The sequence below is a fragment of the Neobacillus novalis NBRC 102450 genome (assembly GCF_001591805.1).
Taxonomy (GTDB): domain Bacteria; phylum Bacillota; class Bacilli; order Bacillales; family Cytobacillaceae; genus Neobacillus; species Neobacillus novalis.
The window spans coordinates 255,739-271,183 of record NZ_BCVP01000007.1 but is presented as its reverse complement, the minus strand read 5'-3'; the positions used below and the strand labels follow the sequence as shown (position 1 = coordinate 271,183).

Sequence of the window (15,445 nt, the reverse complement as noted above, 5' to 3'; positions counted from 1 at the left end):
AAAATTTTACGGCCCCTTGGTCAAGCGGTTAAGACACCGCCCTTTCACGGCGGTAACACGGGTTCGAATCCCGTAGGGGTCATACAAAAAAACTGATGATAATTTTCATCAGTTTTTTTGTGTTCTATTAGGAATTATATCAAGGAAAAAAGAGTCCACCGGTCACAAAAAAATTAATTGTGCCCGAGAAAGGAAAAAAGGGTCTAAACCTCTGTCATTTGCAGTGCCGTTTTGAGTGCCAATTTTATTGATCTTTATATGCTGGGCGATAAAAAGCTGCTGATTCTCGCATCTAGAATCAAGAAGGTCCGCACTTATCGATTGGGGGATCAGGTTAAGCACCTGAGCTGATATATAGACGGAAAAATTCCGCTTAATTGGTAATTATTATTAAAAAAGGCTTAAATAGACGGAGAGATTCCGCCTATTGACTCAAAAAACTCGAAAATGGGGGATTTTGCTTGATATAATCGGAAAATCTCCCCTTATTTACCCCAAAATGAGCTCCAATCTGCATTTAACAGGAAAATCTCCGCTTATTTTATTTTGCTGGTTACTCGATTAAGGACAAGGCATCTTATTTAAAAGGGGATGAGTTTTAGCTGAAAAATGCAAAAGAACCTCATTTTGATGTGTTACGGTGAACCGTATCACAAGTAAGTAACATTTTATATAAATAAGGTTTTTGTATTCCTAATAAAGAAACTTGCCATTTACTCTGGCGAGTTTTACTTTATATTCCAATAACCATGCCAATACGACTTTCATTTTGGAATGTATTTTAAGAAAAGCACATCAAAATGGAACATTTTAAGGGCACTCTAAGAGGTTCGCAGTGCCAGTGAATAAGGGAAAAAGACAAGTACGGGCACTCTAAGACGTTTCAAGTGCCGTTTAACAAAGAAACGGCAGCAACACACCGTTTTTCTTGTTCACGTTTTGATTGTCCCAGATTTATCCTCACTCTTTATCTATCAGCTGGGTGTTTTCATGGAAAAATCATTATTTTAAGATATTATATTTCCTTCAACTATTTTCCTAAATATATTGGTACCGCTTACATTCTCCATAATTGTTCTAATTTCAGACTATTCTTTTGTTAATAATCAAATAATTTTTTTGCTCAAATTATTAAAAAAAATAATAAAAAACTTTAAAGATTCCTGTCGAATGTTGCAGGATTTTGTGTCGTTCTGTGCTGAAATATGCTGAAAAATCCCTCATTATAACATCTTTCATCAGTTGTTGTCAGAAAAGATAAAAAAGTTTTTCGAGGAATATGCTTCATTTGCACTTATAATTGGTCTTTGAAATACATATTTTCATTGAGGATGAGGAGAGCCATGACAGTGAACACGTTATTTCCGACTGATTATCAGCTGCACTTATTTCACGAGGGGAATTTTTTTCAAAGTCATCAGCTTTTTGGCGCTCATATCTTTAAGGATTCCGACAAGGTTTATACACGTTTTTGCGTATGGGCCCCGAATGCCAGCCAGGTACGGCTTACGGGCGATTTTAATAACTGGAATGGTAAAGGATATGAATTAAAAAAGGTTAATGATGAAGGAGTATGGATCCTAGTTTTAAACCAAGAACTAGTAGGAAGTCTTTATAAGTATGAAATTTTCTCACAAGCAGGGGATCGATTGTTAAAAGCAGATCCGTTTGCATTTTATTCGGAATTAAGGCCAAATACTGCTTCAGTTGTTTATTCGTTAAACGGTTATGAGTGGGAAGACGACCATTGGATGAAGCGAAGGGAAAAACGGAACCTCTTATCAGAGCCTGCAGTTATTTATGAAATCCATCTTGGATCCTGGCGAAAAAAACCTGACGGCAGCTTTCTTACCTATAAAGAATTGGCCACAGAACTTATTCCATATGTAGTGGAGCATGGCTTTACCCATATAGAATTATTGCCGCTTGTCGAGCACCCGCTCGACGATTCGTGGGGATACCAAGGGACAGGTTACTTTTCAACCACATCCAGGTATGGTACACCTGACGACTTTCGATACCTTATTGACCAATGTCATCAGCATGGGATTGGAATTATCCTTGATTGGGTTCCTGGTCATTTTTGCAAGGATGCGCATGGTTTATACCGCTTTGATGGAACACATATTTATTCTTACAGCCATGCTGGTGATAGAGAAAATGTAGTATGGGGGACTGCAAACTTTGACCTTGGAAAGGGAGAGGTACAAAGCTTCCTTATCTCAAACGCACTTTTTTGGATAGATTATTTCCATATTGATGGGTTTCGGATGGATGCCGTTGCTAATATCATTTATTGGTCGAATTCTTCTGGACACAAACGCGAAAATCCATTTGGAATTAACTTTTTACAAAAATTAAATAAGGAAGTCCATGAATATGATCCGCATTTTTTAATGATAGGAGAGGATTCAACCGACTTCCCTCAAGTAACAGTACCCGTTCAGTACGGCGGGCTTGGGTTTGATTACAAATGGAATATGGGCTGGATGAATGACATGCTGGAATATGCAGAAACTCCGCCATTCTCACGCTCAGAGGTTCATACAAAAGTCACGTTTTCACTTTTATATACCTATTTAGAAAACTTTATGCTGCCATTTTCCCACGATGAAGTGGTTCATGGGAAGAAGTCGCTCCTAGATAAAATGCCGGGAGATTATCAGGAAAAATTTGCCCAGCTTAGGTTGTTACTTGGTTATATGTTTGCCCATCCAGGAAAGAAACTTCTATTTATGGGCTTTGAATTTGGCCAGTTTTCCGAATGGAAGGATAAGGAACAGCTTGATTGGAACTTAATGGATTATGACATGCACCACAATTTAAATGCATATGTAAAAGTATTGATTAAACTGTATAACCGTTCAAAGGCACTATATGAATTGGATCATTTGCAGGATGGATTTGAGTGGATTGACGCCAACAACAGCAAGCAATCAATTTTCTCATTTATCCGAAAAGGGAAGAAAGAAGCGGATAACCTCATCATTATTTGCAACTTTACAGCTATTAGCTATCCGGTTTATAGGATTGGAGTCCCTAAATCGGGTGAATATCGAGAAATTTTTACTAGTGATCAAGAAGAATACGGCGGGACGGGATTGATAAATAAAAAAACGATATTGGCGTTGGAAGAGCCATTTCATGGCCAGCCTTTTTCACTTAATTTATCCATTCCCCCATTTGGTTTTCAAATAATCAGACCCGTTAATAAACGAAAGGAGAGAAAAGGAAATGGCAAAGAAAAAGTGCGTAGCCATGCTGTTAGCAGGGGGGAAAGGAAGCAGGCTAAATTCGCTGACTAAGGATCTGGCGAAGCCGGCTGTCCCCTTTGGGGGAAAATATAGAATTATCGATTTTACGTTAAGTAATTGTGCCAATTCAGGTATCGATACGGTAGGGGTTCTAACTCAATACCAGCCGCTGGTGTTAAACACTTATATTGGAATAGGGAGCGCCTGGGATCTTGACCGTAAAGATGGCGGGGTAACTGTTTTACCGCCATATAGTGAATCTTCGGAAGTAAAGTGGTATACCGGAACGGCTAGTGCAATCTATCAGAACATGAATTATTTAAAGCAATACCAGCCTGATTATGTATTAATCCTTTCAGGTGATCATATATACAAAATGAATTACGAGAGCATGCTTGAATATCATATTGAAAAAAGGGCCGATGTCACGATTTCCTTAATTGAGGTTCCCTGGGTGGAAGCAAGCCGGTTTGGGATTATGAATACCAATGAGGATTTAAGAATAGTAGAGTTTGAGGAAAAGCCCAGCAATCCGAAAAACAATCTAGCATCTATGGGTATTTATATTTTTAGTTGGAATATACTGAAGGAATATTTAGAAATGGATGATCGCAATCCTGAATCGAGCCACGATTTTGGGAAAGATGTGATTCCGATGCTGCTTGAGGAAAATAAGAAATTGTTCGCCTATCCTTTTAAAGGATATTGGAAGGATGTCGGTACGGTTCAAAGTCTTTGGGAAGCGAACATGGATTTATTAAATGAAGAATGTGAGTTAGATTTGTTTGATCATGACTGGAGAATTTATTCTGTTAATCCGAATCAGCCGCCGCAGTATATTTCTACGGATGCCATTGTTAAAGAATCTTTGATTAATGAAGGCTCTACCATCGAAGGGGACATCGAAAAATCAGTATTATTTCAAGGCGTAACGGTCGGAAAAGGCAGCATGATTAAAGAGTCGGTCATTATGCCGGATGCCACGATAGGAAAAAACTGTTTAATTGAAAAAGCTATTGTACCGTGTGAGGTAAAGGTACCAGACGGGACTGTGATTCGCTCTTTTGATGATGAAATTATTCTTGTTACGGAAGAAATGTTAAGCGAGTTTTACACTGCCTATTAAATAATAGTCTTTAGTTGGAAAACAGGAGGGAATTTGGAGTGAAAAGAAAGCTTTTAGGCGTTATTGATGCCACTACTTATCATGAGGATTTGGAAGATCTTTTAACACATCGATCACTTGCCGCATTGCCTTTTGCGGGGCGGTACCGCATTATTGATTTTGTTCTATCAAATATGGTGAATTCAGGAATCCGCAGTGTGGCCATTTTTCCCAAAATGCAGTACCGCTCGCTAATGGATCATTTAGGTTCGGGGAAAAACTGGGATCTGAATCGCAAGAGGGACGGCCTTTTCTTTTTCCCATCTCCGATTGTCGATAACGATGGCAATAAAATAGGATCGTTTGAACATTTTGCAGCCAATATGGACTATTTTTATCGCAGTACACAAGAGTATTCGATTATCGCCAACTGTTACACGATTTTTAATATGGATTTTAGACCCATATTAAATTGGCATAGTCAGGCAAAATGTGATATAACCGAAATCCATCACCAGGATGGCAGATCGATGGAAATGTATTTAATCAAAACCTCCTTACTAATTAAACTTATTGAAACAAGACATGAAACAGGATATACCTGTATGAAGGATGTTGTAACGGCTATTCAAAACGATTATTCCATTTGTCACTATGATTATAACGGTTATACCGTGATGATAGATTCGATTGAAAACTATTTTTCTACTAGTATGAAGCTGCTCGAATCCAATATTTGGAAGCAATTGTTTATCAAAGAACAGCCAATCTTTACAAAGGTAAAGGATGAGCCGCCAACCAAATATAGTAAAAGCTCAAGTGTAAAAAATGCGATGGTTGCCAATGGGTGCAAAATTTTCGGGACGGTGGAAAATAGCATTGTTTCCCGCGGCGTAAAGATAGGCAAGGGAGCAGTTATTAAGAACTGCATTATTATGCAAAAGTGCCAAATTGAGGAAAATTGTTATTTAGATTCGGTAATCTTAGATAAAGATGTGAAAGTGGATGCCGGAACTCAATTAACCGGAACAACCCGTTCACCTTATGTGATTCGTAAGGGGACAAAGCAAGGAGCGTTGATGAACTCGTGAAAGTATTATTTGCCGTTTCAGAATGCGGGCCATTTGCAAAATCGGGGGGACTTGCCGATGTTGCCGGTTCGCTTCCCAAAGAATTAAGAAGTCTAGGAACAGATGTCAGGGTCATTCTTCCTAAGTACGGAACCATTTCTGATGACTATAAGAAAGAAATGAAGAAGCTCAAAGAATTCTTTGTTCCTGTCGGTTGGAGAAATCAATATTGCGGTATCGAGGAGCTTACACATCAGGGGGTTACCTATTATTTTGTCGATAATGAATACTATTTTAAACGTGAACAGTTATACGGCTTTTTTGATGATGGAGAAAGATTTGCTTTTTTTAATCGAGCCGTCTTAGAAGCACTGGCGGAGCTGGACTTTTTCCCAGATGTGCTCCACTGCCATGACTGGCACACCGCCATGATACCCTATCTATTAAGGACGGAGTATTACAAGAGAAAAGGCTACGGTCTAATGCGGACGGTATTTACGATTCATAATCTGCAATTCCAAGGCGTTTTTCCGAAAGAGGTGTTGGGAGATTTGTTAGGGATGGATCATCAATCCTTTCACCCAGGCCATTTAGAGTTTTTCGGGAATATCAATTTTATGAAGGGAGCGCTTGTCGCTGCTGATAAAATTACGACGGTGAGTCCGACCTATAAAGAGGAAATACAAACTGAAGTTTACGGGGAAAAATTAGAGGGTTTATTAAGAGAAAGAAATGAGGATATTGTTGGAATTTTAAATGGAATCGATGAGGACTTCTATAATCCAGCTGGAGACCCATTGATCTATCAACCCTTTTCAGCTGATGATCAGCGCAATAAGCTTATTAATAAACGAGAAGTTCAAAAACAGTTTGGTTTGCGGCAAAAGCCAGGCACTCCTTTATTAGTGATGATTTCCAGGCTTACAAAGCAAAAGGGGCTTGATTTAGTTAAATGCGTCCTCCGGGAAATATTGCAGGAGGACTTACAGGTGATTATCTTAGGTACCGGTGATTTTGAAAATGAAGAACATTTAAGGCAGGCTGCCCGCATTTACCCGGAGAAGTTAAAGGTTCATACTGGTTTTAATGAGGAACTCGCACATAAGCTATATGCAGCGGCAGATATGTTCTTAATGCCATCCCTATTTGAGCCATGCGGTCTCAGCCAGTTGATTGCGATGAAATACGGAGCAATTCCAATTGTTCGTGAGACGGGCGGCTTAAACGATACGGTAAAGGCCTGGAATGAATTTACTGGCGAAGGAAATGGATTTTCCTTTCGAAACTTCAATGCCCATGAAATGCTCGCGACCATTCAAAGGGCAATAAGTTTTTACCATGATACCGATACTTGGGAATCGATTGTAAAACAAGCAATGGAGATGGATTATAGCTGGGTACAGTCTGCTTTTCGCTATAACCAGCTATATGCGGAACTCATCTCGAGGAGTGAAACCCATGTTTTCTAGTACAGCCGAATTTAAGGGGAATTTTCTAAAAAGGCTTGAGATGTTATCTGGGAGGAGCTTTTCGGAAACCACGTTAAGAGACTATTATCAAACTCTTGGCCAGATGATTCGTGAATTTGTTAGCCATGATTGGATTACAACCAATGAAAAATATCTCGCGGCAAAGGGAAAGCAAGTTTACTACCTTTCGATTGAATATTTATTAGGTAAACTCTTAAGACAAAATTTAATCAACCTCGGTGTGGAAGAAACGGTGCAGGCTGGTCTTCAGGAACTGGGGATTGATTTGGGGGAGCTTGAGGAATTAGAAGCAGATGCAGGCTTAGGAAACGGCGGCCTAGGAAGGCTGGCCGCCTGTTTTTTAGATTCACTAGCTTCGCTGAAACTTCCTGGACACGGACACGGTATTCGTTATAAGCATGGCTTATTTGAGCAGAAAATTGTCGATGGCTATCAAGTCGAACTGCCTGAGCAATGGCTGCGGAGCGGCAATGTCTGGGAGATCCGCAAGGCGGATTGTGCTGTGAAAATTCCGTTTTGGGGCAAGGTGGAAGCAAAGCAGGAAAACGGCCGACTCGTCTTTCATCATCTGAATGCAGAGACGGTCACTGCTGTCCCACACGACATGCCAGTACTCGGGTTTCAAGCAAAAACCGTTAATACGTTAAGACTTTGGAACGCGGAGCCGTCCCAGTTTCCATTCCATGAGGATATCTTAAAATATAAGCGGGAAACAGAAGCAATTTCCGAGTTTTTATACCCGGATGATACCCACGATGAAGGGAAAATTTTAAGGCTTAAACAGCAATATTTTTTAGTGTCGGCAAGTATTCAATCAATCTTAAAAAACTACCGAAAACAGCACTGCAGCTTGAACAAGCTCCATGAACATGTTTGTATTCACATCAATGATACCCACCCAGTCCTTGCGATTCCAGAGCTGATGAGAATCCTAATCGATGTGGAGGGGTTTGAATGGGAACAGGCCTGGCAGATTACGACACATACGATTTCTTATACGAATCATACAACCTTATCAGAGGCATTAGAAAAATGGCCGATTCGCATTTTCCGCCCGCTATTGCCGCGTATTTATCTGATTGTTGAAGAAATTAATGAGCGATTCTGCCAACAGCTGTGGGATCAGACGCCAGGTGATTGGGAGCGGATTGCGAGACTTGCGATTCTTGCTGATGAATATGTCAAAATGGCTCATCTGGCTATTGTCGGCAGCTTTAGTGTCAATGGTGTTGCAAAGCTGCATACGGAGATTTTAAAGAAACGGGAGATGAAACCTTTCTTTCAGCTTTTTCCCGAGAAATTTAATAATAAAACCAATGGGATCGCTCACCGGCGCTGGCTGTTAAAAGCAAATCCGAACTTATCCTCCCTTATTACGGAAACGATTGGGCCCGACTGGACCTATTCAGCCACCGACTTGAATCAGCTTCTGAATTATCAAAATGATGCCGCATTTTTGGAAAAGCTGTTAAAAATAAAACAGGAAAATAAGCAAACCCTGGCTAAGATCATCTTTGATAAGACTGGTACAGCTGTGGACACTGGTGCGATTTTTGATGTCCAGGTGAAACGGCTTCATGCCTATAAACGCCAGCTGCTAAATGTTTTACACATCATGCACTTATATAATCGGATAAAGGAAGATTCAAGTTTTTCGCTTGTGCCAAGGGTGTTTATTTTTGGAGCTAAAGCTTCACCTGGTTATTATTACGCCAAAAAAATTATCAAATTAATCAATACCGCTGCTGAAAAAATTAATAATGACCCAGTAGTGAACGACAAACTGAAAGTAATTTTCCTTGAGAATTATCGTGTCTCACTTGCTGAAAAAATCTTTCCGGCAGCAGATGTGAGTGAGCAGATTTCCACGGCTAGTAAGGAAGCCTCGGGAACGGGCAACATGAAATTTATGATTAACGGTGCCCTGACGGCGGGGACATTAGATGGCGCAAATATTGAGATTCGTGAGTTGGTCGGGGATAAAAATATTTTTACTTTTGGGTTAACGGCAGAGGAAGTTCTTCACTATTATCAACATGGTGGATACCAATCGGTTGAATACTATCATCATGATAATCGGATCCGTCAAGCTGTTGACCAGCTTGTGAATGGATTTTTCCCAGGGGTGTATAATGAATTCGAACCAATCTTTGATTCCCTTTTGGAGGAGAATGATCAATATTTTGTCCTGAAGGATTTTGCCTCCTATGCCGACATTCAGGAGAAAATTGGGGAAACATATAAGAATCAGCGCATATGGCAGCAAAAGTCGTTAGTGAATATTGCGAACGCCGGTTATTTCTCAAGTGACCGCACCATTCAGGAATATGCGGATGACATATGGGGAATAAAACCCTTATAAGAAAAGGCTCCTGCCACATGGCAGAAGCCTTTTTCTTATGATACAAAGTGTCCAATGAAAATTCCAATTGCGAGTAAAAATCCAAAAATCGTATTAGTTTGCGCTGTTGCTTTCATCGCAGGTGCCATTTGGATTGGTAAGCTGTTTCCAATAAAACCTTTTGTCGCTTTAATTGCTTTTGGTGCACTTAGGATCACGATGGCTGTCCAAACGGGCGTCACACCGCTGATAATAAGGGCAAGAACCCATAAATAAGAGAAAATGAACATTCCTGCTAGTAAGTTAATGGCCTGCTTTTTTCCTAATAAAATAGCAACTGTTTTCCGGCCATTTTCTTTGTCACCATCGAGGTCACGGATATTATTAGACAACATAATCATACCAACCAAAATCATACTCGGAATCGATACAAGAATACTTGTGCGCTCAACTGTTCCCGTTTGAATGAAGAATGAAATTAAGATAATCAGCATTCCCATAAAGAAACCGGAAAAAATTTCACCAAATGGTGTATAGGCAATCGGAAATGGCCCACCGGTATAAAAATAGCCAACAGCCATACAAACTAGGCCAACAATGGCGAGCCACCAGCTGCTGTTTGCACAAATATAGATCCCTAATAATAAGGCGATACCGTAAAAGCCAAAAGCAAGATTGATAACTGTCTTTGGCTTGATTCCGTCACGGACAATGGTCCCGCCAATTCCGACTGAGTGTTCAGTGTCAAGGCCGCGTTTGAAATCGAAATATTCATTAAACATATTGGTTGCTGCTTGAATTAATAAACTGGCGATCAGCATTGCAAGAAAAAGCCCGAAATGAATTTTCCCGTTCCGAAGAGCTAATGCGGTACCAAGTAATACTGGTACGAAGGCAGCGGTTAACGTGTGGGGACGCGTCATTTGCCACCAAACTTGAACACCGCGATTTGACTCAACAGCAGGTTTCGAACTTTGCTGTAAATTAGGCTGCATATTGTTCTCTCCCTTTTTAAAAATTTCTATATAATATTTCATTTTAATAGGATAAAGGTCATTGCCCAACCCTTAGTGTATGGAATTCCCGTACTAGTGTCAATTGATTTTTGCTATCAAAATTAGAAGATAATCCCTGCCTGATTATTATTGAATGGTTCGAGGGAAAATAATAATAATGAAAATACTGAAAAGTTCATTTGTCAACACAAGGTGAAGATTTGATATATAATAAGGATAGATAGTGACAACTATTATTGACTTCATTACAATGAAGGTAGTAACTTAAGATAAGCAATAAAATGAATGGATAACAGTCATTTCGGCTGTTTTGGAGGGATTTGTTTGGTTACCATTCAAGAAACAGAAATAAACGAAAGAGGTGCTTTGGCTGTTAAGCGTGCAAAAGAACTAGGCAGGCCTATTTTGGTAAGTGAAGTTCATAAAATTGACACGGTTAATCCTTTGGCCTTTTTTAAGGCAGGAAAAGAACGCTTTTGTGGGGAACGTTTTTTTTGGAAAGATCCAACAGATGAAATTGTCCTTGTTGGACTTGGAATTTCTAAACAAATTCAGTCGGATCAGGTTACTGACCGCTTTTTTCATGTTGAAAAAGAGTGGGAGAAATTTTTAAAGGATAGTCTCATTTTTAATACATATACTGAAATCGCTGTTGGTCCTGTTATGTTTGGTGGATTTTCCTTTGATCCATTAAAAGAAAAAACAGAGCTCTGGTCCAAATTTGCCGATTCTTTGTTCCATATACCCAAATATTTATTGAGTATCATTAGAGGGCAGGCTTATTTAACAACCAATGCCATTTGTACCTCCCATGATGATCTATCCTTATTTAGTAAGATAATCGAAGAGAGAAATTTGATTCTGCATTCTATAACCACTAATTATCGAGCAAAGTCGACGTCTCTAATAAGGACCAATGAAATTATGCCGGAAAAATGGAAAGAGTCTGTTGATGGGGTTGTGAAAGAATTAACAAACGGCCCCTTAAAAAAGGTAGTCCTTGCCAGAGAGCTCCGGCTCATTTTTGACGGACAAATTGAGGCTGAGAATGTACTTGATCGTTTATTCTCACAGCAGCAAGAAAGCTTTATCTTTGCCTTTGAATCAAATGGCGATTGTTTTATTGGGGCTTCTCCAGAGAGACTTGTTAAAAAGCAGGGGAATGAAATTTTTTCTACTTGTCTTGCCGGTTCTATTTCCCGCGGGGAGACGGAACAGGAAGATAGGCTTTTAGGGGAGAAATTATTAACGGACCAGAAGAACCTTATTGAACATCAGTACGTAGTAGAAATGATTAAGGAAGCTTTAGAAGAATCATGCCATGAAATAATCTTGCCTGATAAGCCGCAGCTTATGAAAATAAGGGATATTCAGCACCTTTATACACCAGTCATCGGTAAGTGCCATAAAGATACTTCACTAATGTTATTGGTGGAAAGACTTCATCCGACACCTGCTCTCGGCGGGCTCCCTAAAGAGGCAGCCGTTGAAAAAATCCGCCAGGTAGAACTGCTTGACCGTGGTTTTTATGCAGCACCATTAGGCTGGGCAGATTATCGGCGCAATGGTGAATTTGCTGTTTCTATCCGTTCCGGGCTCTTGCAGGGGGAAGAGGCATCATTGTTTGCCGGCTGTGGTGTCGTTGCCGATTCGGAAGCAGAAAGTGAATATTTAGAGACGAGTTTGAAGTTTACACCGATGCTTCGAGCTCTTGGAGGAAAATAATATGAGTCATCAAGAATCATTAACCGCTTATATTGCTGCCTTTGTGGCAGAGCTTTATTCTTCAGGAATTACCGATGTTGTTGTCAGTCCAGGATCGAGATCTACTCCGATGGCAATGGTGATGGCCGAACATCCTGAGTTAAAAGTCCATATCCATGTGGATGAACGTTCCGCTGCTTTTTTCGCCTTAGGAATTGCCAAGGCGACAAACAGGCCAGCTGCCATTCTTTGTACTTCAGGTACAGCTGCAGCGAACTATTTTCCAGCGATTGTCGAGGCGCATTCCTCCAGGGTCCCGCTCGTGGTTTTGACGGCTGACCGGCCCCATGAACTAAGAGAAGTAGGTGCACCGCAGGCGATAAATCAAATCCATTTATATGGGCAGCATGTAAAATGGTTTGCCGAAATGGCGTTACCAGAGGGAAATAGGGAGATAATCCGCTATGTCCGGACCGTTTGTGCACGGGCAGCAGCCATTGCCGCACAGGCTCCCGCCGGACCTGTTCATTTGAATTTTCCATTCCGCGAACCGCTCATTCCAAAACTGGATGAGGAACTCTTCCAGCTGGAGGAACGGCCAAAAGGATATGTAAAGGTGCAAAACGGAGACTTAACATTAGAACATAACCATTTTCAAGACATTGCTGAAAAGATAAAGGGTAAAGAAAGAGGTATTATCGTTTGTGGTAACACGGCCGATAATCGATTTACAATGGCTGTAACTAGGCTTTCCCAGGCTTTAAACTTTCCGATTTTAGCGGACCCTTTATCACAACTTAGAAGCGGCAGCCACAGTAAGGTAAATATAATTGACACCTATGATACTTTTTTAAGAAATGAAGACGCGAAAACCTTTCTACAGCCGGATGTTGTTTTACGATTCGGGGCGATGCCCATTTCGAAAGCGTTAACGATTTTCTTAAAAGAAAACCACGGTGCAGAGCAATTTGTTATTGATGGCGGCGGCGGCTGGCGTGACCCGTCAGCATTATCCACAGAAATGATTTTTTGCAATGAGACCATCTTTTGCGAACAGCTGTTAAGCTTGCTAGATACCAACTCTCCATCCGGATTTTTGCAGGATTGGCAAAGGGTCAACCAGCTTACAAAAGAAAATATGTCTCTTGTTAAAGACTTAACCGAATTAAGTGAAGGTAAATTGTTCTATCAATTGGCGGATATGCTGCCAGAGGGGGCAACCCTGTTTGTGGGAAATAGTATGCCAATCCGCGATTTGGATAGTTTTTTCCTCAATAATGAGAAATCAATTAAGGTCATGGCAAACAGGGGGGCCAATGGGATAGATGGTACGGTTTCAACCGCCTTAGGAGCTGCTTTATATTCGAAATCCTTATATCTGGTTCTCGGAGACCTAACCTTTTTCCATGATTTAAATGGACTCATTGCAGCTAAGCTATACAATATTGATATCCATATCATTCTTGTAAACAATAATGGCGGCGGAATTTTCTCTTTTCTGCCACAATCAGAACACCCTAAAAACTTTGAGCTTTTGTTTGGTACGCCGCTAAATCTTGAATTTGAGCACGCTGTTCGGATGTTTGATGGAAATTTCACAAAAATTACAGATTGGGACCACTTAGACATAGAAATGAAAAACACGATAGAAAGTACAGGAATCCATGTTTTCGAAGTTGTGACAAAAAGAGATAGTAATCGAGACGAGCACCGCGAATTTTGGCGCTCCGTTTCCCAGGAAATATCAAATTTTGTCTATGGGGCAAAGTAAATGGAAGCGTGGATTAACGGGATTCGCTATCATGTCGAAGTTTGCGGTGATGGTTTTCCACTTTTACTGCTGCATGGATTTACCGGTGATGCATCCACATGGACATCGTTTTGTCATGACTGGGGTCAGCACTCGAATTTAATTGTCCCTGATATTATCGGACATGGAAAAACCGAGTCGCCGGAGGAGATTCATCGATATCAAATCGAATCCGCTGCGAATGACTTAAAGAGTATCCTTGATGAGTTGGATGTGCATCAAGTGGATTTGCTTGGTTACTCGATGGGGGGCAGGCTGGCCCTTACCTTTGCCGTTTTGTTTCCCGACAGGGTGCGAAAATTAGTATTAGAAAGTGCTTCTCCCGGCCTCATGACAGAGGAAGAGAGAGTATTTCGCCGTATGAAAGATGCCGAATTAGCAAAATTTATTAGTGAAAATGGCATTAAGCCGTTTGTGGATTATTGGGAAGAGATTCCCCTATTTTCAACGATGAAGCGGCTTCCTAAGAAAATTAATGAATCAATTAGGGCTACTCGGTTGGCCAATTCTCCTGTAGGACTTGCCCATAGTTTACTTGGCATGGGAACCGGCTCACAGCCTTCTTGGTGGGCCCCTTTAATGCAGCTGGAATGTGAGGTATTATTGGTGACAGGCGCAGAAGATGAAAAGTTCTGCAGAATTGCCAAAGCAATGCTGAAAAATCTAAAAAACGGCACTTGGATTACCGTTGAAAACAGTGGTCATGCAATTCATGTGGAAGAACGGCAAAAGTTTGGTACAATAGTAAGTGGATTTTTACATAAATAAAGGAGGTTTTTATTTTGACAGTAGAATGGGTTGCAGGACGCAAATATGATGAAATTTTATATGAAACGTATAATGGAATTGCAAAAATCACAATTAACCGCCCGCATGTACATAATGCTTTTACACCAAAAACGGTTATGGAATTGATTGATGCTTTTGCATATGCACGTGATGATTCAAATGTTGGGGTTATTGTGTTAACAGGTGCTGGAGAAAAGGCATTTTGCTCCGGTGGCGACCAGAGTGTCCGCGGTCATGGCGGCTATGTTGGTGAGGATCAAATCCCGCGTCTTAATGTTCTGGATCTGCAGCGTTTAATTCGTGTTATTCCAAAGCCGGTTATTGCCATGGTTAAGGGGTATGCGATTGGCGGCGGCCACGTCCTTCATATCGTTTGTGACTTAACGATTGCCGCGGACAATGCTGTTTTTGGCCAAACAGGACCAAAAGTGGGCAGCTTCGATGCTGGTTACGGCTCAGGTTACCTGGCAAGAATTGTCGGCCATAAAAAGGCGCGTGAAATCTGGTTCTTATGCCGTCAGTACGGTGCCCAGGAAGCGCTTGATATGGGCTTAGTTAACACGGTTGTTCCTCTTGAAAAGGTAGAAGAGGAAACCCTCCAATGGTGTGAAGAAATTCTTGAGAAGAGCCCGACTGCGCTTCGTTTCTTGAAGGCAGCCATGAATGCAGATACAGACGGCTTAGCAGGTCTGCAGCAATTGGCTGGCGATGCGACACTGCTTTACTATACAACAGAAGAAGCAAAAGAAGGCCGTGATTCCTTTAAAGAAAAGCGTAAGCCTGATTTCGGTCAATTCCCGCGTTTTCCTTGATTTTAAGCTTTTACGACAGCTTGATGGTATCCATCAGGCTGTTTTTATATAAAA

General features: G+C 40.8%; 10 protein-coding genes and 1 tRNA gene. 10 read left to right on the top strand and 1 reads right to left on the bottom strand.

Translation table 11 applies throughout. The annotated features are described in order from the left end of the window. Nucleotides 1-10 precede the first annotated feature (10 nt). The 6 genes from BANVL01_RS05850 (at nt 11) to BANVL01_RS05825 (ending at nt 9,281) form a co-directional block, all read left to right on the top strand. A tRNA-Glu gene (locus BANVL01_RS05850) sits at nt 11-82 on the top strand. A gap of 1,261 nt (nt 83-1,343) precedes the next feature. Beyond that, complete coding sequence (glgB, locus tag BANVL01_RS05845) at nt 1,344-3,305, top strand: 1,4-alpha-glucan branching protein GlgB (protein WP_066091138.1); 1,962 nt, start codon at nt 1,344-1,346, stop codon at nt 3,303-3,305. Then, a complete protein-coding gene (locus tag BANVL01_RS05840; protein WP_066091135.1) occupies nt 3,235-4,380 on the top strand; it encodes a glucose-1-phosphate adenylyltransferase in 1,146 nt (381 codons plus the stop codon). The genes glgB and BANVL01_RS05840 overlap by 71 nt, the downstream gene beginning before the upstream one ends. A gap of 38 nt (nt 4,381-4,418) precedes the next feature. Further along, the gene (locus BANVL01_RS05835; RefSeq protein WP_066091132.1) at nt 4,419-5,450 is read left to right on the top strand and encodes a GlgC family sugar phosphate nucleotidyltransferase; all 1,032 of its coding nucleotides are present in this window, start codon (nt 4,419-4,421) and stop codon (nt 5,448-5,450) included. After that, nucleotides 5,447-6,898 (top strand): glycogen synthase GlgA, encoded by a 1,452-nt coding sequence (gene glgA, locus BANVL01_RS05830; protein WP_066091126.1) that lies wholly within the window; start codon nt 5,447-5,449, stop codon nt 6,896-6,898. The genes BANVL01_RS05835 and glgA overlap by 4 nt, the downstream gene beginning before the upstream one ends. Next, a complete protein-coding gene (locus BANVL01_RS05825; RefSeq protein ID WP_066091123.1) occupies nt 6,888-9,281 on the top strand; it encodes a glycogen/starch/alpha-glucan phosphorylase in 2,394 nt (797 codons plus the stop codon). Before glgA ends, BANVL01_RS05825 begins: the two co-directional genes overlap by 11 nt. A gap of 35 nt (nt 9,282-9,316) precedes the next feature. Here the strand turns inward: BANVL01_RS05825 and BANVL01_RS05820 are convergent, their stop codons facing one another. Beyond that, on the bottom strand, nt 9,317-10,255 hold the full coding sequence (locus BANVL01_RS05820; protein ID WP_066091120.1) for a 1,4-dihydroxy-2-naphthoate polyprenyltransferase: 939 nt from the start codon (nt 10,253-10,255) through the stop codon (nt 9,317-9,319). A 345-nt stretch (nt 10,256-10,600) separates the two neighbouring features. Here BANVL01_RS05820 and BANVL01_RS05815 point away from each other — a divergent pair, with 345 nt between their 5' ends. From BANVL01_RS05815 to menB, 4 genes are read left to right on the top strand one after another with little or no spacing between them, the layout of a single operon-like run. Then, nucleotides 10,601-12,001, top strand: coding sequence for an isochorismate synthase (locus tag BANVL01_RS05815; RefSeq protein WP_066091117.1), 1,401 nt, complete (start codon nt 10,601-10,603; stop codon nt 11,999-12,001). A gap of 1 nt (nt 12,002) precedes the next feature. Next, nucleotides 12,003-13,751 carry a 2-succinyl-5-enolpyruvyl-6-hydroxy-3-cyclohexene-1-carboxylic-acid synthase gene (menD, locus tag BANVL01_RS05810; RefSeq protein WP_066091114.1) on the top strand — a complete coding sequence of 583 codons (1,749 nt, stop codon included), beginning with the start codon at nt 12,003-12,005 and terminating at the stop codon, nt 13,749-13,751. Then, the gene (menH, locus tag BANVL01_RS05805; RefSeq protein ID WP_066091111.1) at nt 13,752-14,558 is read left to right on the top strand and encodes a 2-succinyl-6-hydroxy-2,4-cyclohexadiene-1-carboxylate synthase; all 807 of its coding nucleotides are present in this window, start codon (nt 13,752-13,754) and stop codon (nt 14,556-14,558) included. It begins immediately after the preceding gene. Between the two features lie 14 nt (nt 14,559-14,572). Further along, nucleotides 14,573-15,391: a 1,4-dihydroxy-2-naphthoyl-CoA synthase gene (gene menB / locus BANVL01_RS05800; protein ID WP_066091108.1), complete on the top strand. Its 819-nt coding sequence runs from the start codon at nt 14,573-14,575 to the stop codon at nt 15,389-15,391. The last annotated feature ends 54 nt before the right edge of the window (nt 15,392-15,445 follow it).